The organism is Salinimicrobium gaetbulicola (assembly GCF_042676025.1).
Taxonomy (GTDB): domain Bacteria; phylum Bacteroidota; class Bacteroidia; order Flavobacteriales; family Flavobacteriaceae; genus Salinimicrobium; species Salinimicrobium gaetbulicola.
Genome location: NZ_JBHTJP010000034.1, coordinates 33,842 through 56,272 on the forward strand (window position 1 = coordinate 33,842; position 22,431 = coordinate 56,272).

Annotated in this window: 19 protein-coding genes; 6 read left to right on the top strand and 13 right to left on the bottom strand. The window is 36.3% G+C overall.

The features are described 5' to 3' along the window. From ACFQ1G_RS08445 to ACFQ1G_RS08455, 3 genes are read left to right on the top strand one after another with little or no spacing between them, the layout of a single operon-like run. Window positions 1-3,183, top strand: coding sequence for a DEAD/DEAH box helicase family protein (locus ACFQ1G_RS08445; RefSeq protein ID WP_380738560.1), 3,183 nt, complete (start codon window positions 1-3; stop codon window positions 3,181-3,183). After that, a complete protein-coding gene (locus ACFQ1G_RS08450) occupies window positions 3,183-3,680 on the top strand; it encodes a hypothetical protein (RefSeq protein WP_380738561.1) in 498 nt (165 codons plus the stop codon). The genes ACFQ1G_RS08445 and ACFQ1G_RS08450 overlap by 1 nt, the downstream gene beginning before the upstream one ends. A 22-nt stretch (window positions 3,681-3,702) precedes the next feature. Then, complete coding sequence (locus ACFQ1G_RS08455; RefSeq protein WP_380738562.1) at window positions 3,703-4,554, top strand: phospholipase D family protein; 852 nt, start codon at window positions 3,703-3,705, stop codon at window positions 4,552-4,554. A gap of 61 nt (window positions 4,555-4,615) precedes the next feature. Here the strand turns inward: ACFQ1G_RS08455 and ACFQ1G_RS08460 are convergent, their stop codons facing one another. Both ACFQ1G_RS08460 and ACFQ1G_RS08465 read right to left on the bottom strand, forming a co-directional pair. Further along, entirely contained in the window at window positions 4,616-7,252 is a 2,637-nt protein-coding gene (locus ACFQ1G_RS08460) for a hypothetical protein (protein WP_380738564.1), read from the bottom strand. Then, window positions 7,249-8,838: a hypothetical protein gene (locus ACFQ1G_RS08465; RefSeq protein ID WP_380738566.1), complete on the bottom strand. Its 1,590-nt coding sequence runs from the start codon at window positions 8,836-8,838 to the stop codon at window positions 7,249-7,251. The genes ACFQ1G_RS08460 and ACFQ1G_RS08465 overlap by 4 nt, the downstream gene beginning before the upstream one ends. 377 nt (window positions 8,839-9,215) lie before the next feature. Here ACFQ1G_RS08465 and ACFQ1G_RS08470 point away from each other — a divergent pair, with 377 nt between their 5' ends. Beyond that, window positions 9,216-9,896, top strand: a complete 681-nt coding sequence (locus ACFQ1G_RS08470) for a YDG/SRA domain-containing protein (RefSeq protein WP_380738568.1) — start codon at window positions 9,216-9,218, stop codon at window positions 9,894-9,896. A gap of 187 nt (window positions 9,897-10,083) precedes the next feature. Here the strand turns inward: ACFQ1G_RS08470 and ACFQ1G_RS08475 are convergent, their stop codons facing one another. From ACFQ1G_RS08475 to ACFQ1G_RS08510, 8 genes are all read right to left on the bottom strand, one after another. Beyond that, window positions 10,084-10,404 (bottom strand): hypothetical protein, encoded by a 321-nt coding sequence (locus ACFQ1G_RS08475; protein ID WP_380738570.1) that lies wholly within the window; start codon window positions 10,402-10,404, stop codon window positions 10,084-10,086. Window positions 10,405-10,438: 34 nt separating this feature from the next. Further along, a complete protein-coding gene (ribA, locus tag ACFQ1G_RS08480; RefSeq protein WP_380738572.1) occupies window positions 10,439-11,026 on the bottom strand; it encodes a GTP cyclohydrolase II RibA in 588 nt (195 codons plus the stop codon). Continuing rightward, on the bottom strand, window positions 11,016-11,465 hold the full coding sequence (locus ACFQ1G_RS08485; protein ID WP_380738574.1) for a DUF4231 domain-containing protein: 450 nt from the start codon (window positions 11,463-11,465) through the stop codon (window positions 11,016-11,018). The genes ribA and ACFQ1G_RS08485 overlap by 11 nt, the downstream gene beginning before the upstream one ends. A 129-nt stretch (window positions 11,466-11,594) precedes the next feature. Beyond that, window positions 11,595-12,242: a hypothetical protein gene (locus ACFQ1G_RS08490; protein WP_380738576.1), complete on the bottom strand. Its 648-nt coding sequence runs from the start codon at window positions 12,240-12,242 to the stop codon at window positions 11,595-11,597. After that, entirely contained in the window at window positions 12,239-12,655 is a 417-nt protein-coding gene (locus ACFQ1G_RS08495) for a DUF6884 domain-containing protein (protein WP_380738578.1), read from the bottom strand. Before ACFQ1G_RS08495 ends, ACFQ1G_RS08490 begins: the two co-directional genes overlap by 4 nt. Before the next feature lie 30 nt (window positions 12,656-12,685). Next, window positions 12,686-12,982, bottom strand: a complete 297-nt coding sequence (locus tag ACFQ1G_RS08500) for a hypothetical protein (protein ID WP_380738580.1) — start codon at window positions 12,980-12,982, stop codon at window positions 12,686-12,688. 32 nt (window positions 12,983-13,014) lie between these two features. Further along, window positions 13,015-14,079 (bottom strand): type I restriction enzyme HsdR N-terminal domain-containing protein, encoded by a 1,065-nt coding sequence (locus tag ACFQ1G_RS08505; protein ID WP_380738582.1) that lies wholly within the window; start codon window positions 14,077-14,079, stop codon window positions 13,015-13,017. 288 nt (window positions 14,080-14,367) lie between these two features. After that, the gene (locus ACFQ1G_RS08510) at window positions 14,368-15,843 is read right to left on the bottom strand and encodes an exonuclease domain-containing protein (RefSeq protein WP_380738583.1); all 1,476 of its coding nucleotides are present in this window, start codon (window positions 15,841-15,843) and stop codon (window positions 14,368-14,370) included. Window positions 15,844-16,371: 528 nt separating this feature from the next. On the opposite strand from ACFQ1G_RS08510, the gene ACFQ1G_RS08515 reads away from it, so the two are divergent. Continuing rightward, window positions 16,372-18,435, top strand: coding sequence for a hypothetical protein (locus ACFQ1G_RS08515; RefSeq protein WP_380738585.1), 2,064 nt, complete (start codon window positions 16,372-16,374; stop codon window positions 18,433-18,435). A 291-nt stretch (window positions 18,436-18,726) separates the two neighbouring features. Here the strand turns inward: ACFQ1G_RS08515 and ACFQ1G_RS08520 are convergent, their stop codons facing one another. From ACFQ1G_RS08520 to ACFQ1G_RS08530, 3 genes are all read right to left on the bottom strand, one after another. Next, window positions 18,727-19,062 (bottom strand): hypothetical protein, encoded by a 336-nt coding sequence (locus ACFQ1G_RS08520; RefSeq protein ID WP_380738587.1) that lies wholly within the window; start codon window positions 19,060-19,062, stop codon window positions 18,727-18,729. A gap of 104 nt (window positions 19,063-19,166) precedes the next feature. Next, window positions 19,167-19,499 (bottom strand): hypothetical protein, encoded by a 333-nt coding sequence (locus ACFQ1G_RS08525; RefSeq protein WP_380738589.1) that lies wholly within the window; start codon window positions 19,497-19,499, stop codon window positions 19,167-19,169. Window positions 19,500-19,561: 62 nt separating this feature from the next. Next, the gene (locus tag ACFQ1G_RS08530; protein WP_380738591.1) at window positions 19,562-20,473 is read right to left on the bottom strand and encodes a metallophosphoesterase; all 912 of its coding nucleotides are present in this window, start codon (window positions 20,471-20,473) and stop codon (window positions 19,562-19,564) included. A gap of 419 nt (window positions 20,474-20,892) precedes the next feature. Here ACFQ1G_RS08530 and ACFQ1G_RS08535 point away from each other — a divergent pair, with 419 nt between their 5' ends. Continuing rightward, a complete protein-coding gene (locus ACFQ1G_RS08535) occupies window positions 20,893-22,284 on the top strand; it encodes an NAD-dependent succinate-semialdehyde dehydrogenase (RefSeq protein ID WP_380738593.1) in 1,392 nt (463 codons plus the stop codon). The last annotated feature ends 147 nt before the right edge of the window (window positions 22,285-22,431 follow it).

Sequence of the window (22,431 nt, forward strand, 5' to 3'; positions counted from 1 at the left end):
ATGGCCGCATTTCATAATAAAACAGTTTTAGCAAAATATCTTCTCACTCAATTTAATGTGTTAGGTTTTGAAGCTCTTGCGAAAGATCTTAAAAGCTCTCATCTAGAAGGTTACAATGAAGAAGGAAATACTAAATATCTGCATGCACTTCAAAACAGGCTTTATGATAATGAGAAGCTCACTAAGGAAATACTGCAGGAATATGATGAGAATATTGTGCGATTTACGCATGAGATCTCTCATCACCGTACAGAAGTCATTAAGTGGAAATACTTTCAATACCTCTCTCTCCTATTCACAGAGATCTTCCTGGATAAATACTTTAGTAACCCCGCAAAGCTTTTGAATGAACTAAATCTATTTGTGGAGGATTTCAACAACAGGCTGGACGAAAATTTTAGAAAATTAAATCCAAACTCTTTCGTAGTAGAAAAATTTACCGAAAGTGATCTAAACAAAATAGCTTTCTGGAATGCCACCGGAAGTGGAAAAACTCTGTTGATGCATGTTAACATCAAGCAGTATTTACATTACGCTAAGAAGCAACAACACGAATTTAATAAGGTAATTCTCATAACCCCAAATGAAGGATTATCGCAGCAACACCTGGAAGAATTTAAGCTTTCTGATATGGATGCGGGAATCTTTTCAAAGGACAGCACAGGTATGTTCTCCGGGGACGAGATCGAGGTCATAGAGATTACGAAATTGGCTGAAGAGAGCGGAGATAAAACGGTAGCTGTAGATGCTTTCGAAACAAACAATCTGGTATTGATTGATGAAGGTCATCGTGGTTCTGGGGGTGATAAATGGAAAATGTTTCGGGATCGTCTTAGTGAGACCGGATTTGCTTTTGAATATTCCGCCACATTTGGCCAGGCAATTTCAGCAGCTTCAGGAAAAAATAAAAAGGAACTGGAACAGGAGTATGCCAAATCTATCATTTTTGACTACTCCTACAAATTCTTTTATGGGGATGGTTACGGCAAGGAATATAAGATCCTAAATCTTGATAAAGATGATAATAAGAACTATGTAAGAAAATATTTAACTGCAAACCTGCTTTCCTTCTATCAACAGGTATTAATCTTTGAGCAGAATAAAAACCTAGCCCACAGATTCTTGCTTCACAAACCGCTTTGGATCTTTGTAGGTGGACGAGTAAATGCAGTACGGAAAGAAGGTGGTGTGGACACGTCTGATGTGCTTGATATTATTTACTTTCTTACCAACTTTATAAAAGATAAAAACAAGGCCGTACAAGACATAAATGATGTTCTGAATAACAATGCAGGGCTTTTGGACGATAAGGGAAATTCTATCTTCCATGACAGTTTTGCTTATCTCGTAGGAGGAAAAACAACTGCTAATGACATTTATCTTGATCTTCTAAAAAAGGTCTTTAATTCCGAAGTTCCCGGGGCAAACCTTTACCTGGATAATCTTAAAGGTGTAGACGGAGAGCTGGGACTGCGGGTTGGAGAAGCTGACTATTTTGCTGTGATTAATGTAGGGGATGAAACTAAGCTCTTTAATCTCGCACAAGACAATAAGGTCCCAGGCAATGACAAAGAATTTTCCGAATCTCTTTTCCACGGAATTAATGAAGAGGAATCTTCCATTAATCTTCTAATAGGTTCTAAAAAATTCACTGAAGGTTGGTCCAGCTGGAGGGTGAGCTCAATGGGCCTAATGAACATAGGAAAAAGTGAAGGCTCACAGATCATCCAATTATTTGGACGGGGCGTAAGACTAAAAGGGTATGAATTCAGCCTTAAAAGAACAGGTGGCCTGGACGATTACCAGCGACCAGACAAACTAAAAGAATTAAGAAAGATCCTGAATCCGCTTGAGACCCTAAACATCTTCGGTGTACGTGCTGACTATATGCAAAAATTCAAGGAATTTCTTGAAGAAGAAGGACTTCCATCCAATGATTCTTCCTGGCATACAGTTAAAGTTCCTTCTATAGTCAACACAGAAATGCTTCGAAATAACCTAAAACTTATCCAGGTTAAAGAAGGAGAGGATTTTAAGAAGAAGAGAAAATTACAACTTAAACTGGACAAGGTAATTTATGATAATAGCCTTATAGAGCTAGACTGGTATCCAAAGATCCAGGTGTTGGTTGACCGGAAGATTAATACCGAGATGACAGCAAGAAAAGATGAGGGAACTTTGGTGGAGCATAATCTGGCATTCATAAATTGGAACAATGTCTTTTTTGAAATAGAGCGTTTCAAATTTGAGAAGCACTGGTACAATCTTTCACTCAGCATAGATGATCTTAAAGCTATAAGTTATTCCAAAGACTGGTACAAAATCTTTATCCCGCATAGTGAACTGGAGTTGCGCAGTTTTGAACAGGTAAGGATCTGGGAGGAATTAGTGATTGCACTGCTCAAAAAATACATTGAGAAATTCTACAACTACAACAAGAACCTGTTCAATTCTCAACATATTGAAACAAGGATCCTGGAAAGCACAGATGATAACTTGATGTATGAATATGAAATTAAGATGAACTCTGAAGAGAACTTGGATACTATTCAGATCAGGATCGAAGAGTTAATCGAATCTATTAAGGATAACTCTTTCAATGGACAACAACAACTAGGGACAGAATTCTATGCGTTCAACAATGAGCACCATATATACACTCCCCTACTTTCAATGGATGTGAGTACCTATAGGCAGAAATTAAAGATAAGCCCTATTGCCCTAGACGCTTCAGAAAAACTTTTTGCAGATGACCTGGTAAAATATTACCGCGCCAATCATGAAAAATTTGATAAGCAGCAGGTATTCCTTTTGAGAAATCAGAGTAAAAAAGGAATAGGCTTTTTTGTGGATACCAACAACTTTTACCCCGACTTCATTCTATGGATTAAAGAAGGCGACCGCCAGCATATAGCATTTATAGATCCTAAAGGAATAAGGAACTCAAAATCCATTAATGATCCTAAGATTCAATTTCATAAATACCTCAAGGAAAAGATACAGCCCCAGGTAGAATCAGAAGATATTATCCTCAATTCATTTATTGTGAGTAATACCCGTCTTTTTGAAGTGAATTGGAAAGGGGACCTGGAAAGAGAAGATTTTCATAAACACAATGTGTACTTTCAGGAAGAGGATAATACTACTTACATAGGAGAGATCCTGAAAAAAGTTTTGATTTAATGGAGATAGGTAGTTTTAAAATTCCCGGCCACGCTACAAAAAGAAAATGGGCAGTTTATATTTTCAAAGCTGTACCTCATAACTCGGAAGAAAAAATTCAGTTGTACGTTGGTAAGGTTGGAGATAATCGCGCCGGTTGTAATCCAGTTATATCCCGGGTAGGCAACCATTTTTCCCATAACAAGATCCACTCTCAGATTAGGAACAAGATCGAAATTCCTGAGGAATATGATTATGAATATTTCTACTGCCACTTTGATGAATACGATGAGGAATGCCCTAAAAGGTCCGAAACAAGACAAAAAGTGAATGAACTCGAAAGGGAACTAAACAGACAGGTTCAGGACAGAATCGTAGATCGCAACAAATACTTACTACTCAACGAGTATAAAGGAACTGGTTACATATCTCTAGAGGAAAAAAAGAAAAGAGAAGCCCTACTTCTACCTTCTGAAATCGAAATGCTAAAGCAGCTTGTGAACGAAACAATTGAATAGTCACACAGCGAATTTATTTTAAATGGCCAAATTTTTAACCACAGCTGGAAATTCCTTTTACATAGAACAGATCATAATCAAATCTGTAAAATCATTAACCTTAGTTACTCCCTACCTAAAACTGAGTAGAAATCTCCTAGAACGGCTTTCAGATGCCCAAAAAGAAGGAGTCCGAATAACTTTGATCTATGGTAAAAATGAATTAGCCCCCAAAGAAAAAAAGAACCTTTTCTCCTTCAAAAATATTGAAATCTACTTCTGCCAGAATTTACATGCTAAGTGCTATCACAATGAAAATTCAATGATTATTAGCTCCATGAACCTCTACGAGTTTTCCGAAAAAAATAACCGGGAGATGGGTTTACTGATAGAAAGAAATAAGGATCATGAGATATTTGATGATACCCTAAGGGAAATCGAATCAATTAAAAATTCTTCGGTATTAGAAAAAGACTTTAAGGAAGAATCATCTTCTTCAGATAGCAGCTGGGATTTAGATCCTGAGTATAATGAACTATGGAATTTCCACTTACCAAAGTTAAAGTCAATTTTAGAAAAAAGCTATCCAGAATATTCAATTCATTTCTTCGATGGTCACATTAGAGTCAATGATTTTCCTCGAAAAGGTATTGATATGGTGGTAAATGGCAGGATAGATTTTCTGGTTAATAATAGAAATTTCTACGATGAGCTCAAGTTTAATAAACGTGAAGAAATTAGGGATAAACTATCATCAGAAAGATGCTATTGGAATTATAAACAGATCAATATATATACCGCTAAAGAATTTGAAATAGAGATAAACCGAAAAGGCCTGAAAAAAGCAGTTGAAAAATTCCTATGGATAATCGAGAAGGTATATAATAATCTATGATTTAAAGCTTCGTCCTAGGTTGAAAAGGTTTTATATGATTAGTTGAATTAGATATAATGTTTTAAAACACTAATACTTGATTCGCATATTCCTTCCGCCGGTCAGATAAATCACATCCATTCCCGGAATATAATGGTACATGCTTCAAATTTAAAATGATGTTATTTTTCTTATCAGTTTGAAATCCTTCGAAAATACAGAAGCCCAATGCTGAAAAATAAATAAGATCTGATTCTCGTAAAGCATCAGACTTTTTAATTATTTTATCCCTGCCATTATTGTGGTGTTTCAAAAAATTTTCAAAAGCGGGAATAATTTTATTAAAGACAACATTTAAGTTGGTCTGAAATTTACCAGATTCAAAATAAGGTTTTTCTTCACCATGAGAAATAAATGTTGACAAACGAAAATGTTTAAATTGGCTTTTAAATTTAGACAACTCAAAATCTGGATTTGAGTGGAAGTAACCTTTTAATAAATTCAACATTACCACTTTATAACTTTGTACCACCTCCCTATTCCAATAAAGATTACAAACATGAAAGATGGAAAGATTTAAAAGGTCAAGTTCTAATTCTTTTATTTTATTGTTCACAACTTCCGAACCTGTTTTTTCCATTCCATACTGATAAAGCAAACTAAACTTACTCAAGCCTTCAAGTGTAAACACATTTATAGCATTCTCAGCTTTTTGGCCATAAATGGAAGTGAAAAATTCTTCTTTTCCAGTCTCGGCATTCAGTACCTGAAAATCTTTGTTATGAAGAAAAACACGCATCAAATGGAGAACAATAACTACATTGGAGAGTTCGTGAAGATCAACTCGAACCTTTAAAATGTCACGGCGGGTGCTGGTGCATAAAATTGGTTGAAGCTTTTCGGTTATATGTCTGATATATTTTTTTACAAAATAATCATTGGCCCTTCTAAGTTGAGGAAGAAACTTATTCATTCTTATTTCTTTCCTTAATGGATCATCGTGCAAATCACCTTCATATATACCAGAATTATGATCCTCCTTCTCGAGACCTTTTTCAGTAGTCTTAAATTTCTGATTAGCAATTAATCTAAGGACTTCAACAATCTTAATATTTCCAGAATTGAGAAGGTGTGCATAATACCTTTGAGAACCTTCCTGAAATTCCTCTTTTGAAAGAGTTACAGATTCAATTCTAGATTTTTCCAAAAAATTGCTTCGTTCCTGTACTTTTTCTGTACTTATTTGACCTGAGGTTTTGTCAATGTCAAATTTCACATAGGAAAGAACCTTTCCTAAAACAGCATAATCTCCATGCTCTAATTCTGCTATTGCTGCCTCGAGTTCAGCTTGGGAAGGATCGGGATTGGATTGAAAATGAAAGGCTTCATCTTGTATTGGATGTATATTTGATATACGATCTCCTGTTATGTTTTCAATATATATAGAAAAAGGAATTATTGAAGATTCAATGTTAATTAAAAATTCTCCTTCTAGTTCATTGAAGTTCTTTTTAAAAAGTATTTCCTGTGAACTGGATTTAATAAATACTACAGCAGGATCTTTTAAATTTTTATTTAGTATTACATTCCAGGTTTCACCCAATCGATAAACGTCTAAAATTTTAATTAAAAAATTTTGATGCTTAATAGCGGAACTACTATTGATAAGACTGGGTTCCGGGGGTAAGTCAATTTGATATTTCTTCTTAAGCCGAATACCCAGCTCAGAGAATATGTTACTATTCTTTCGTATACTTACAATACAAACTTCTTCATTTTTAGGATTTTGACCATTCCCTCCCATTGCTGCTACTGTGGCATTCCCACTTCCCGAAATAATAATTTCGGAACCGTCATCTAGATTAAGAGAAATTAATTTAGCATGAAGTCGTCGGTATTTCGGTTCATTATCTGATATACACTTTTGCCAATCATAAAATCTGAAGTCATTTGGCTGCAATTTAAATGGAAGAGCATTACTAGAAAGATCCAAAACAACATTAACTACTTCCGGAGCGAACTTCCTCTGCAACTCTAAAATAAAATCACCAGCTTTATCATAGAACGGGGACAAAACAGAAATGGAAAGTACTTTTCTACTATCTGTTAAATTGCCTAACTCCTCAAATAATGGAGATTTGAAAGAAAATAATCCTATACTCTCATTTTGATAGTTTGAAAATTGGTTCAAGCTTTTAGAAGGTAGTTCATTGGTCCATGATGTAAATTCCCTGGACCTTAGCCATTTATCTTTTGATAAGCCTACAAAGTTCTCGCTGAGTTTCTCAAAATACATTATAGCCTGAGCAAAAATTTCTGCATTTTGAGAATCTTTTCCCTTATAATGAAATACAGACCATAATTCTTTATTTAACCCATTTCCTGCTGCCGTCTGGTTTCCTGATCCTACCGCCAGAAATCCTTCCTTTTCACCTAATAACAACATAATTTTGGGGTGAAAAACCCCTTTTGATTCAATGGCTTGAATACCAAATCTCAAATCATTCTTGAAAATTTTTAATATTGGAAGATCTAAGAGATAATTTAAATAGTGTTCATCAACAATAGCTAATATGTTCCTAGCCCCTGTTCTTCTAAGCGCCGGCACAGCTTCCAAACTAAAATAGGATAGATCAAAGGCATAAGTTGTAATAAAAGCACTATGATACTTTGCCCTACCCTTTCCTAGGAAATCATATATATTATGAGTAAATATCATTCTTTCTTTTCCAATTGGATCAAAATCTCTTTACCTAAAGATGTTAATTGATTTTCCTTTACAAGTTTTAAATCCTCCATTACATCTTCTACGGTTCCCAAACGGGGACTGCTAAATGAAAAATCAAAGTTGCCTATAAAAGTAATTGTTCCTTCTTCAAGAATAAATTTCAGCGAGGTCTGATTTCCTCTCATTTTTCTAATTCCATTATAGTGATGACGATAAATTATTTCCCGCAGCAAGTAATCGTAAAAGAAAGATTCTAAATCCCCCTTGTAATCTTCAATGGTGTTTAAAACATCTAACACATTTCCCTCTTCCAGAACGGGGAAAGTATCGGTTAAATCTTTAAGGTCGGTTAGAAACGCCTGATTTGAATTATGCAATAGAAAAAATAACTTGAAAGCCCTTGCAATAGTGTCAAAGGGTTTATTCTGCCTATTTAACTGATCTATTTCATTTATAAGATCAGTCTCAATTTTTGATTCATTATTTACAAAAGCTTCAATGGGATCGTTTTTCTTCTGATTACCTTCAGCTAAAAATATTTTAAGACTTGATTCACAAATTTCTCTAATAAAAGAAGTTAGGGGAATCATGGGAGGTTTTTCCTCCAACACCTTTAAGACAGAATAGAAAATAGCTCCTGCCGCATATTGATAATAATCATTTAAAGTGTAAAGGAACCATAGGTTCCAGGTGTCATTGTTTTTTAAGCCATCCTGGAGCGTCAATGAATAAATCCCATCAAGAAGAGTATAATAATTCACTCTATCCTGAATAGTATAAGATTCAAGAAGCAACGTAATACTTTCTTTACGGTGGTTGCTTTTATGATCCAAACCTTCTATTGAAGAAATGACATCATCCGGCTGAAGGATCATTTTTAGAATTAATTTCCATTCCTCCGAATTAGGTTTTATGGCAGATGTGGAAAATTTCTCATAAAGACTTTTCATATCCTTTTTATGGAGTTTCCCTTCTTCCAGGGTTGATATGAATACTTTAATTACCTCTAGGCCTACAGACTCCTTAAAAGCTTTCCCAAGAGCCTCTCCTGACACTTCGGGAACATCTTTATCTTCTGTACATAGATATTGATTGTGCTTGTTAAGCTTTATAAGCTGCAACTGCTTCATGGGACCAACATAAAATTGACCAAATGCACCAAAAGGGTTAGCAAAATAGGTTTTGTTCCCACCTGTCTGTATAGCATGTTCATTGATGTCAAAATAATCTCCTGAATTTTTCGCAATCACTTCTTCAGCTACTAAAGAACCAGTAATATTCGTGGTAGCCGGTTCAAATGATTTCATCAAAAGCACGAGAATAAAGTCAGCTTTGCGCAAAAAATCCTTTTGTTTTTGAGGATTAGAATCTCGAATATTTTCAAAATAATAATTAAAGAGCCAGCAATAAAAACTATAATATCTGATTCTATTACTAACGTTCGTAATTCCAGGTAATAATAGCGAGTATATACCCTGAGATGATGCTTTAAGACCTAAAGGATCCAGGCCAGTAATAAATTGGCTGCCTTCACCCCAAAAGATGTTATAGTAGTTATTTTTTTGAAGTACAGCCATTTTATCAGAATGCTATGGGAAATAATATATTATTAGAAACTTAACTGATACTACTTTACGGGAAGGGGCACGCAGAAGTAAGAGTAAATATAAAAAACCATTTAAAAATGTTAATACTTTTCTTTAAAAGAATTCTTGGAGGCGCAGAAAAATTGTTGTAGGTCCGTTGCAACCGTATACGCAACCGCGCACACAATGGACGGTTGCTTAATTTTCTTCTGCTGTTGCATTAACAGTTGGTAGTGCCGTTGATGATAAATTTAAAAAGTGATAAAATATCGATTTTCTTAAATTTTTGCTAATTTCACCTTCAACATCGAACTGCCTATTACAGTCCCAGTTTTTACATTTTTCTTTAACCAGACAAGACTTATATCATGAGTATCATTCTATTTGGCAACCCTAAGAATATTGATGAAGGAACTGTTTTTCAAAGTCGTTATGATTTAATAGAAGCCGGATTACACCGATCAACAGTTAGAGGAATAGACGGAAATGGAGTTGAAGGTGCTGCTGCAATTGTTATGTCTGGAGGATATGAGGATGATTATGATATTGGAACTGAAATCCTATACACAGGAGAAGGTGGAAATGATCCTTCAACAGGAAAACAAGTAGCACATCAATCCTGGAACTCACCGGGAAATGCAGGTTTACTAATAAGTCAAAAGAAGAATTTTCCTGTACGAGTAATAAGAGGCTCTAACCATGCTTCAAAGTTCTCGCCTAAATCCGGCTATAGATATGATGGGTTATTTAAGGTGACCCATTCAGAAATGGTCCTTGGAAAGAGTGGTTTTAAAATTTGCCGATTCACGCTAAACAAAATAGGAGCAGATTCAGATTCATCAACTGTGGTTCAAGAAGGAAATCTGGTATTACTGAAATCTCCAGTCACACCCGAAAAATGGTATGCAATAGGAGTTGAAGCTCCTAATGGTAAATCTATAAGTGTAGAAAGCAATTTAGCCCAAAAATTACTTGGAAAAAAAGTTGGAGAAAAAATAGAATTTGGGCCAGGGTTGGAAATTATAGAAATCAGAAAATATTTGGGTTGAGCCACAATAGAGAAAAAGAAGTGCCTCTAATCAATATTTAAAAAAGGAGATTTACTAAAGTTAAAAAGTGATTATAGCATCAATCTTTTACGGCAAATTTCTAAGACTGCATTGGACATAATCGACTTTAAGCTGTCCTTTTTATAACTCATTTCAAAATAAATATAATTTTAATTGTCGGATTGAATTATTCTTTAATTAACTTCTTTACTTTCTCCTCAATATCAAAGGGTGTACCTTTAAAAACATAGACATAATCAGGTACATAATTTTTAAATTTTTGATCCATTAATTTCTCATTATCAATACTTTCATGAAACTTTATACCTACGCATTTTAGAACCATGTTGATTGTTAAGATTGAATAGACACAAGTAACATTCTCCTCCTCTATTTTTTCGCCTTCTCCAAAAGGTAATTTGATAATATACTTTGGGTAAATTTTTTTATTATTAGAGGTAATAAAGTGTTCTAAATTTGGTGCATTTGGAATATTTGTATGTATCATAAATCTCTAATTGTAAAGTAATAAAATGGTTATTCTATAAAAACTTATTGAATAAATGCCCGAGTTCCGTTTTTTTAGATTTTAAATAATTTTCAGAATCTTTTGTAGGCTCTATTTCTATTGGAAGTCTAGTTACATCAATTCTATTTTGGGTTAAACCATCTATTTTTCTAGGATTATTGGTTAGTAATTTAACTTTTTTAATGTCAAAATGATTTAGAACTTCAACCACTCTTTGATACTCTCTTGGGTCTCTTTTTATATTTAATTTATCGTAGGCTTGCGCTGTGTTCAATCCCTCCTTTTGAGTAATATGCATACCTTTTATTTTTTTGAATATCCCAGCTCCTCGGCCATCCTGTAATAAGTAGATAAGTAATCCACCTTTTTGACTTATTAATTCTAAAGATGTTTCTAATTGTTCATGGCAGTCACAATCTTTACTTCTAAATATTTCTGAAGTGAAACAGGCACTCTGAATTCTCAAATACGGTCTTTCACTTTGGCAATTATTTTTTAATACTAATACATTGTCATTCTCACAATCTCCAAAGTTAAAACAATAAAAATCGAAGTTGCCAAAATGGGTATTCAGCTGACATTCTGATATTTTATATTCCATTATTCAAGTTTATTAATTTTTCTAATTCTTTTGATTTCGGTGCTAAAGGTGTCCAATCATAATGTAATTGGAGAGCTCTTTTACTAACCAAATCCGCTAAAGTTTTTTCCTTATCTCCATTAATATATTCTCCGTTTTCATATTTATATTGATCAATTTGAAATTCAATATCTCGTTGAGCTGTTCGATATAAAACCCATCTTTCGTGGGGTTTTCTTAATTGAATCCAGTATGATGCTAGCGCTGCGCCAGCGGTAAGAATAGCTGGAGTAAGTTTTGACAACCAAAAAATGTCTGAAATCAAAATTAAAACAGGAGAAGCTACTGTTGAGAAAAGGGCAACAAAAAACAAAATATTTGAGAATTTCTTATTTTCCTTTGCTTTCTTCTGAATACCATCCCGGATTTTGATGGCGTATTCTAAGGGGGGTTCATTCATTTGGTTAATTTTCTTACAAACATAAATAATTTTTAATTCTGAATTCTGTTATAATATTTTTGACAACTCCTTACCTCAGAGTGAAAATAGTTAAATGTTTTATTAGAAAGGTCTTCCTCAATTTGCTCGTTAACCAGGAACGTCAGTGTTTTTCAATATTTCTTTTAATTCTGTCAATTCCTTTTCTGAAAAAGATTGTTTCCATAATTCATTCACTAGCCATAATCCACTGTCTTTTATTTTTTGTTTTGGTGAGGATAGTCCTAACCAATTTTTACTAGGTTTACAATTTGTACAGTTTGAAACGGTGGATATAAGTCGAGATTCAATCTTTAATCTATGTTCTTTTTTTAAAACCTCAAAAACTGCAAATGAAAAATTGTTTTGGATATATTCTGTTACTCTTTTCTCAACATTTCTAAGTTTTTCAAAGTCCACTTTTCCAGAATATTTTTCTATGTTCGCTCTACTTGTTAAATCCAAATCCCAGCAATCCAAAAAACTATCATTATCTATGTTTAATAAAGCTCGACCAATATTTTTTCGAAAAATGCTACGGTCTTTATTTTCTTTAATAAAATGTTGTTTTAATCTTGATTGAAGTTGATTGTTTCCTGTATGCGTTCCAACTCTTACAATTCGTTTAAGTCCATCTATCTTCTCGCCTTTCTCAAACAGAATGTATATTCCGTTTTTAGGGATTTCGTTTTGGTCAAATGGAAACTCGTGTTCTTTTAAACCATTAAAAATTTGGTGGATTTCATTACAAATATTCACTTGCTATTCTGTTTTGTTAACCATTGTAATTGTTCGCCAATTTTCAATCCTTTCATTGGGATTTTCACTCGGGTTAATTCTGATAGCAAATATTGTCGGTATTTTTTGCCTGCCAAAAAAGTGAATTGATCATTTTTAAAATCTGCCACAGACTTTAGCTGATTAATAACTAATCTCGACCATTCCTTTTGTTCGCCAACACTCATTTTATTAAGGGTTTTATCATAAGGCTCAATTTCATCTGTCAATTTTAGAAGCCCATGTTTTGCAGAAAGTATAAAAATTCCGCTTGGTTTTAATGACTTTGCATAAGTCAAATTCTTTTTGAATAGTGAACTAGTATAAATCTTTTCCGCTGTCGCTTTTCTATCCAATTTTTTACTGACACAAGAAATTAGAACTATGTTTTTCATTTAAATAAATGTTTTTTCAGCTTTACCGTCCTAAAGCAAGGTCTTGTATCCCTCCGATTCTTTCAGGTGTTTCTGGCGTAGGAAATTGAGTTTCTTCTTTTTAATATAAGAGTAGTAGTCCTCTTCGGTGATAAACTCTAGTTCCGTGGCAAGCTCCACCTCCAAAACAATATTGCTGTGCTGAACCGGCATATATTCTTCTTCCCCAAAAAACATTAAATAAGTTTCCCACGAAAATTCACTTGTCGGAACGGTCCTCACCACACATTCCTCTATAGGGTGTTTGCAAAAGGTCTTTTCCTTACGGAATTTTTCACTGTAACCCATAATATAAGTCAGTTTAGAAACATTATTACTGCCTAAGGTAAGCCTCTGCGATAAATTTCTTTTAGCCAGTTCTCGAATGATTCCCAATGTGATACATTCCATTGTGCACTTAGGTAGTACTTTCCACCAAAAACTTCTTTATAGTACCTATTATAACCTTTATGGTCGGCTCGGCCTTGAGAGGTATTCCTTAGAACAGGATATCCTGCGTTTAAAACCCGCTTACTATAATCAGGACTTAATAGAGCTTGAATATCATTAGAATTCAACTTATTATTTGCAAATAACTCCCTGAAAGTTTTCTGAACGTACTCCCCTATTTTGAGTCCGTCTTTTGTTCTTTTCGCATTCGAATCGCTGGACCTAACTTGAGATGTAGTGATGGCTAATGAGTGAGAACTTTCAATATCATGAAAGGCAGCTTTCTTGGACCTTACCTCAAATTCATAATCCATTAAAACTTTTTCCACCAAATTAGGATCGTAAAACTCAATGAGTCTATCCTTTACCAGTTCAAATATTTCATCACTAAAGTTTCCCTGATTTAATCTATTCTCAATTTCCTTAACCTTTCTTTTTTCATTATACTTTTTTAATCCACTTTGAACATAAGATTCAATCGAATTATAAATGTTTTCAGATTTTTTGAAGGATTGCACAAATGCAGCCCCTTTTTCAGTAGTCTTTTTCAAAGGAATCTCCTCAATAAGAAAGATTTCATTTTCCCTTGAATTAGGCATTTCAGTAAAGACTTTAAATTTATCCCCTACAAGAATTCCAACGGGCGTTCTAAGCATCCTCATATATGAGGCAAGTTGATTTTTATGTCCAGAAAAATTTAAATCTGCGGTTGGTTTTTTTATTTCCACAACAAAAACAGGTTCAGATTTTCCATTACGAATAATAATATCCGGACACATCCTATTAGCAGCGCCAAATTGAATAGACTCTCGAACTGATAGTTCTTTTTTATACTGGCTCCATCCCAGTTTTTCAAAAACCCTGATAACTTTGTTTTCGTAAATCTGTTCAGAAACATTGGAAGGAATCGTTTCAGTTAAAATAAAACAGATTTCTTCCCATAAATCCTTTTCCATTTTGTTGAAATAATCGGTTAGTTGAATGTTTACCTTCTAATTTCGTAATTTTTAATGAATTAACCTGAAAGATTCTAAGAAAGAGATGAATAATCTTTACGGATTTTTTGTACTGTTGAATCTCACATCGCATGTTATGGAGAAATATAATTCTGTATTGGCAAGTAAAGCCCACTTGTTCTCGATACAAATTTCATCCTGTAAAGGCAGTCTGAAATTCACTCGAACTGACGTAAAGGTTCATTGATAATTGTTCATTGTATATTGTTTATTGCTCACTGATAATTGTCAACTGAACAGCGACAGTGTACATTGAGAGGCCATAACCGCAGCATTCCTTTTTGCCCTGGCAACCGGCCGATCCGTAGTTGCTTCAGACTCGTGGTTAAAGAAGATCACCTCAGGCGCTCCCTGCTTTCGGAGGTAATTACTCAGGATCTTATTGGTATGGTAAGTAGCAGTTTGCCGCTTTAAAAAAGCTTCGTAATCTTCAAATCTACTTATTGTAGTTTCGGCATCAATAAATCCGAAGCCCTGGTACTGTCCCCCTTTTACCAGCACAAAACCTTCCTCCTTAAAGCTTCGCCCCTTCTCTCTGATCACAAAGGTCGAAGATTCCCCAGTTAAAGCAGCAATAGCTTTCCTAACTTTGTTATTGTAAGCTTCCACCTCCTCCTGTTCACTACAGATGCCTTCACAGCTCACAATGCTGTAATGGGAACATTCCTCCACATTTGATTGCAGACTGCAGTATTTGGGACACAGGCTAAATTCCCTGCACAAATGTTCCAGCTTTTCCTGCGCCAAAGACCGACTATAAAATATACCGACAGCTTCCCTATTCTTAACAGTCTTTTCCATTGCCAGCTGAAGGATGCCACGTTGATTCTCATAACTCACGATCTGGTAAACCGGTCCGGGCCGTTTCTGCGCCCTGTTGAACTTGGGATAGTATTTTCTAATGCATTCGGCCTCCAGGAGCAGGGCGATCAATTCGTTGCCCGTAGGTTCATGATCTATATGGAAGGTTTCCTGGCCCAACTGGTATTCCTTGCTCATACGATCATAGAAATGAGAGACTACACGTTTTTTGATATTGATAGCTTTGCCCGCGTAGATCACCTTATGCTGGCGGTCTTTAAACAAATAGATGCCGGGAGATTCAGGTAGCTCGTTGATCAGGTCGGCATCAATATGAGGTGGTAAGGTAGCCTGGCGGGAACGGGCATGCAGAAAAGAATTAATGACCGTAAAATTATCATCCAGCGACAGCAACCTTTGAAAAAGGATCACCGTGGCATCTGTATCCCCTTCGGCCCGGTGCCGGTTGACAATGGGAATATTGATGGAGTCACACAATCTTCCCAGGCTATAGGAAAACAGGCCAGGGATCAGTTTGCGGGAAAGACGTACGGTACACAGTTTCTTACGGGTATATTCAAAGCCCAGCTCCCGGAATTCATTCCGTATCACATTGTAATCGAAATTCACATTATGGGCCACAAAAATGGCATCACGTGTAAGCTCTTCCACTTTTTTTGCCACCTCGTGAAATTTCGGTGCATCTTCAAGCATGGCGTTATCAATATCGGTAAGTGCGGTGATGTAGTGTGGGATCTTCTCTTCAGGATTGATGAGGCTCGTGAATTTGTCTAGGACAACCGAACCCCGAAGTAGCACAATGCAGATCTCCGTCAATCGATTTCCGTTGATACCTCCGCCCGTGGTTTCCACATCAATAACGGCAAATAACTGATTTTCCATAACTGCTCTTCCAAAGCAGTAAATTTAGAAATTTTTATGAGATTGTAGGAATAAATCCAATAAAATGGAATTAGTCCATACTCTTAACTACAGGAAACAGTGAACTAACAGGTGAGTTTATCGCTCAAAATTTTCAGGAAAACACAGCGTGAATTCCCCTTTCACTTTTTGTACCTTTTTGTACCGTCGATGCTTACCCCGCATGTATAGGGAGAAACGAAATGATGTATTGCGTAATTTTAACCAACTAATAATCAATCATTTAAATGAATAATAACCTAAGAACTTGTAGGGGTAATATTTTTAAAATTCCTCAAATATTAAAGCAAAATATAAATTTGAACATGAATTAGGCAACACCTCCTGTTACCCTGGTTCTATCCCTGTTAGATCTTCGATGTTGCTCCTCCAACCTTTTTGAAAGGCCGGCATTTTTTTTAAGGTTGATTTTCATCAGGTGAGACATTCATCTTTTTGTTTACTTTTCAGCAATTTTTTAAGGTAGACTTTAAATTCCCCATTTAACGGATGAAAAACTTCTTTCGCTCCCCAATTACGATTGCCAGCTGTGGGCTCCTGCTGGTTTTAAGCCTTTCAGGCTGTTCTAAAGATGACGATAGCACAGAAGATAACTTATATTCAAATGCCCTGACTACAGCCAAAATTGATGACTTACAAGGAATCTGGTCTGTCTATGAAGTGAAATACGAAGGACGAAATACTACTGTCCCGCCAAATGCTTTTGAGTGTCCCCGTGATTTTTTTGTTTTTTCTTCAAATGGAAGCTATATAGAATTTACTTTTTCTGACAGTTATGGGTGTCCGCCTGAAGTTGGAATGACCACATTCAGCCTCAACAACGGTATAATAGACCTGGAGGGCACAACCATGCAAATGGTTATCACTTCTTTAAATTCCAACGAATTCAAGTTTAAAAGTCAAATAGATTATGATGAAGACGGAAAACCGGAAATCTTTGTATTTACAGCAAGACGGTACCAGCCACCGGCTGAAATTGATATATATTCCGAAACCTTTAGGCATGAACTTGTTACCCCACATTATGACAAGATCAGGTTAGCCTGGCAGCCTTATATAGGTTATAATATTTTTGATCGCTATGAAATCTATAGAATTAATAGCGGTTGTGATAAATCTAATGCCAGCCTTATTGGAACTATTAATGAGAGGCAACGGGATTATTTTATAGATGAAGATCCCCCGGTACAGGAGGAGATCTGTTATTTCTTTAGGCTTTACACTTCTGAAGGTCTATTGGCCGAAAGCGAACCTCTGAGCGTAAATACCGATTACTTGCAGGTGGGAATGGTGCAGATGGAGCAACCAATACTCCAGGGTCTGAACGTTACAATTAACTGGGAAAAATATACGGGATATTATTTCTCTCATTACGCGATCGCTCTCCGTAATTTCGAAAGCGGGTCCGGGGCCGGATACCGGGAAGAAGTGATTGCCACCATCCAGAGTCAGGAGATTACGACCTACACTTCAGAACTGCCCTATTTTGTTGATCCCGTGTATACAGTATATGTGTATGATATTTTCGGAAATAAAACAATGCAAAGTATTATTGGCGGTAACAGCCATAAAGTAGAAGCAACCCGCCCGGAGATCCTTCCGGTAAATTCTATTTTAAGCTTTATTACAGATCCCGAAAAAAGTATCATGTATCTCTATACCACAAATTCTACTTCGGGAGGATCGAAATTACTCAGTTATAATTATGAAACCCACAGCGTAGAAACCGAGGCTGCAAAAACACCCGTTTCCTATCCGAAGTTTGGTATGAAAATATTCATATCAAATGAAGGAAAGGAGATCTTTTTCCCTGAAGGCAGCCATATTTCTGTTTATGATGCGGAAACCCTGGAGTATAAATACTATTTAAGTGTTTTAGAGGAGTCGGTTTATTTTAATGATGTAGAGTATCTGGGGAACGGACTGTGGGCAATGGCAGATGAGGACCACCTGTATATATGCTCCCGGGAAACCAATACTTTCAGGTTACTGAGTAAGGAAGCTCATTTTACAGCTCACCAGGCATCGGGAAATTATGAAATAGTACAGCTCTTGAACCGGGAAGTACTGGTAGGACATAGAAATGAACCAACGAGTCTCAGATACATTGTTGAAAATGATGGCATGTTGACCGGAAGAACCAATGTAAATTTACCTCTAAAACCTCAGTGGCAAAATGGAGTGGAATTTTCAGAATCTTTAAAACTTCTCGTCAATTTTGAAGATCGCAGTATATGGTCAACTACAGACTTCTCTCAAGTCAATAAGTTTGATGCTCCCTTACTTCCGACTTCCCTAAGCTCGGATGGCAATTCAGTGTTGGGAAGTTTTAATCACCCTTCAGGGTTTACAGATGGCTCCACCTATGAAAAGAAGGCCCAAACTTTCGATCTCAATACCCGTACTGTAGTCACATACCCTGCAAAAGGTTATCCTCATTTTGTATTTAAGGATCACTTAGGTAGGATCATGAGCATTTCTTCCGGCTTGGTAAAAAAAGATTTAAAGAGCACCTCCCCCCGCCCCGATCTTTTTATGGAAAAGCTGGATTAGCGGTTCACAATTTAATTTTTATGTAGTCATGACATAGAAGGGCAATTTTCTAATACTGGTGAATACATATTAATATCTTTGAATAAAGTAGAATTATTCACTCAAGGAAGAGTGAATTTATGGGGGGAGATTACCCCAATAAATTTCCAAAAAAAATCAAGTAAATTACCCTGTCACTTTTTGTACCTTTTTGTACCATCGAGGCTTATGCCTTATGAATAGGGGGAAACGAAATGATGTATTGAAGGTTCTGGGTAGGCTGTGGAAGGTGCTTTTCTATTCCAGTCAGAACTAACCAAGTCCCGATTCCCATTCATATATCCAGATCGTGATCTGGGAATCTTCCTGTAATTTTTGAAGAAATTCGTCTAACTCAGAATTTGTCCGGTCGTTTTCAAGGATCCAAAGCTGGTCCTCGTAAATCCCTTTCCTTCTGTATTTATCCTGGCTTTCCTTAATCTTCAGAAAAGTCTTTTTATCAACATATAAATAGCAGTCTAAGTAATAATCAAGTTCCTCTTTGAAGTCATATGTACTCCTCAATTCATTTATATTCCACCATGAAGGTTCTATATATACCTCCTGCCCATTTTTAGTCTTGCCTGATATTCGTAAAGCAAATGCCATTTTTTTTATTTATTGCACTCCACCGGTTTGGAATAGCTCCATAGGTAAGTATGACCTTTTCTATATGTGGTGTTTCCTAAATATATTTTTAACCAATCTGAATTTTAAGTCCAGGTAAATGGTTTATATTCAATATTGTTTTCAGTCATAAACTCACCAAATGCAGAGTATCCTTTATTATTTCCAAACCTCTTCTTCAGTTCTAAAAGGAGTTTATGCCTATCTCCTTTTTCGACTTCTAATACCGAATATAATTTTTCAACATTCGAAGGTTCAATTGTATAAGTGTATTCATAATCAGAGTCACCCCAACAGTCTTCGACTCCTTTCCCGATGTCATAACCATCAAATATCAATTGGCCTTTCTTATTAAAATACAATTCCATTGAGATTTTAATGGTAGGTCCTTCAAGATAAAATAACTGAATTCTTTCCATCTTTTAAAAAATTACATCCCACTGACTTAACATCCTGGAATATTCATATATACTTCTAATTACTAGACATAGGTTAAGTTTCTCCCGTCCAAAATATTTTCCCCGCTCAGTCGGTAAGCAACGAGCTTACCCCCTTTTGCTACACTATAATCTAAACAGCAAATATTGTCTTTGTAAAATGATGGTTCACCTCTTAGCCAATAATGCCCGAAAAATACTTTCTTGTCATCACTGCGATAAAAGTCAAGGGATTTTAATTCAGCTAATTCAATTGGGTGCTCGGGCAATTTTTCAATGGGTTCAACGCTCATCGACTTATAGGTCATAGTAGCAGGATCTTCCCACCATTTTATTCGTATTTCAGTTCTTTTGTTTTGATCCTTATCTTCAAAGGAAAGTCCCCCCGGCATTTTCATTTCTTTACCTTTTAAGGTTTCTTCAATGGCCTCATGCAGTTCTGATCCTTTCGTTATCGATTGATATATAAGGTCATCGGTCAATCTGTCGTTAACTAATGTCTTTTTCAGATATTCAATGTTATTGTTGTCCCAGCAGGCGTGAACGGCTTTAAAAGTGTCAGTCTCGAAGTAAAGAGGCAATGTTTTGAACCAATCCAGATACTCTTCATATTCCTCCGGATAATCCTTAAAAGCCTCAATCGTTTTACAATGTTGCATGATATTTTTAATTGAATGCTTTCTAAGGTGTCCGCCTTCGGGGTCCTGGTAATGGAAACACAGGGCATTGTATTCGTGATTGCCCATTAAGGCATTTGCATTATCACTCTCGACCATCGACCTGACTATTTGAAGTGTTTCCCTGATCTTCGGCCCTCTGTCAATGTAGTCGCCAACAAATAATACTTTCCTGTGGGGATGCGAATAAGTTCCGTTATTTTTTTTGTAGCCTAACTTAAGAAGTAATGCTTCAAGTTCGTCCGCGTGTCCGTGAATGTCTCCAATGAGGTCTGTCATAATTTATAGTATATAGAAACACGATGATACTCCCGTCAAGCGACAGAAGGAAAAACTAAGTTGTAGGGATTATAACCTTAGGAGGGCTATGATTACTTTATAGCCTAAAAGAGAACTGATTACAGAAAAGCTATAATGTAAGAGCATTATAAATATATCAAAAAATCATCAAAAAACATTCATTTTGATGATCAGACTTATGAGTTTGCAGCATTTTAAAAACAGGTATCAAACAAACAGGTAAAATATTAACACTAAGGGAATTCCCCCATTTCATTCTCTTGTAAATGACATTACTTTTGGGAGGTCAAAAAATTTTCTACGCCTTAAGCCAGCCCAACAGGGTAAACATCAACGATGTGTACCTTATGCCGACAGAACAAGGATAATTATTGTTAACACTGAAAACCTAAAATAAAATGAGTGAAGCGGGAACGAGAAAAGCAATAGAGACAATCAACCCCGCAACGGGCAAGACCCTCGATCGCTATGAATATATGACAAACAAAGAGGTCGAGGCGGCTATTTCAAAATGCCAAAAAGCCTTTGAGAAGTGGAGAAATGTTTCTCCTGAAGATCGGGCCGAAGTCATCAAAACCATCGGAAAAGCCTTAACAAATGCCAAAACAGAGTTGGCGCAATTGATGACCGATGAGATGGGAAAGACTTTAGTGCAGAGTAAGCAGGAAGTGGATCTATGCGTGGCCATTTGTCAATATACCGCTGAAATCGGACCTAAGGAGTTGAAAACCGAGGAACGGGATATGGTCAATGGGGAAAAAGGCCGCGTTTCTTATGCTCCCATTGGGATAGTATATGGCATCCAGCCCTGGAATTATCCATGTTATCAAGTAGTGCGTTACTCGATAGCCAGCCTTATGGCAGGGAACGGGGTTTTATTAAAGCACGCCTCAAACGTAACCGGTTCCGGGAAACTGCTCGAGCGTATTTACAACGAGTCCGAAATCCCGGATGGCTTATTTACCACTTTGATGATTAATCACGATCAGTCTGATGAGGTTATAAAAAATAAATTGGTAAGGGGCGTAACGCTGACAGGGAGTCCTGACGCGGGTAGAAACATCGGACAGAAAGCCACCGCTGAGTTGAAAAAAACGGTCCTGGAATTAGGCGCCAATGATGCTTATTTGATTTTTGAAGATGCCGATATTGACAAAGCAGTAGAAGAATGTGTTAAAGGTCGTATTTACAACAACGGCGAAACATGTATTGCGGCGAAGCGATTCATCGCTACCGAAAAAGTGTATGAAGAATTTCGGGAAAAATTCGTGAAGACTATGAGTGAAGTGAAAATGGGTGATCCTAATGAGGAAAGCACTCAATTGGGTCCCATAGCACGCAAAGACCTCCGCGATGATCTTCACGAACAAGTTGTGAAAAGCGTTGAGAACGGAGCCAGGATTGCTTGCGGAGGGAAAATTCCGGATGGGGAAGGATTTTTCTATCCTGCCACCGTATTGGAAAATGTACAACCAGGACAGCCTGCTTACGAAGATGAACTTTTTGGCCCGGTAGCTTCATTGATCAAGGCCAAGGATAACGAAGATGCCATGCGCATCGCCAACGACAGCCGATTTGGACTGGGTGGAGGGATCTTCTCCAAAGATGAAGACGCTGCCTTCGAAATGGCAGAGAAGCACTTTGATACCGGAATGGTGTTTATTAATTCCTTCGGCCTGGCCGATCCCGCCATCCCATTCGGGGGTGTGAAAAATTCGGGCTATGGCCGGGAACACGGTGGATTCGGATTGAAAGAATTCGTAAACATTAAAGGTGTAATGAAAAGGTAAAATATTTTTATAAATACAATTCGGACTGGAAACAGCCAACTTATGGATGATCGATGGATTTGTAGCACAAAAACAGGTTTAGCAAAACTGTTTTTTTTGAGATCCAGAATTAGAAATTCTGAAAAAATTATTTCTTTAATCAATAAC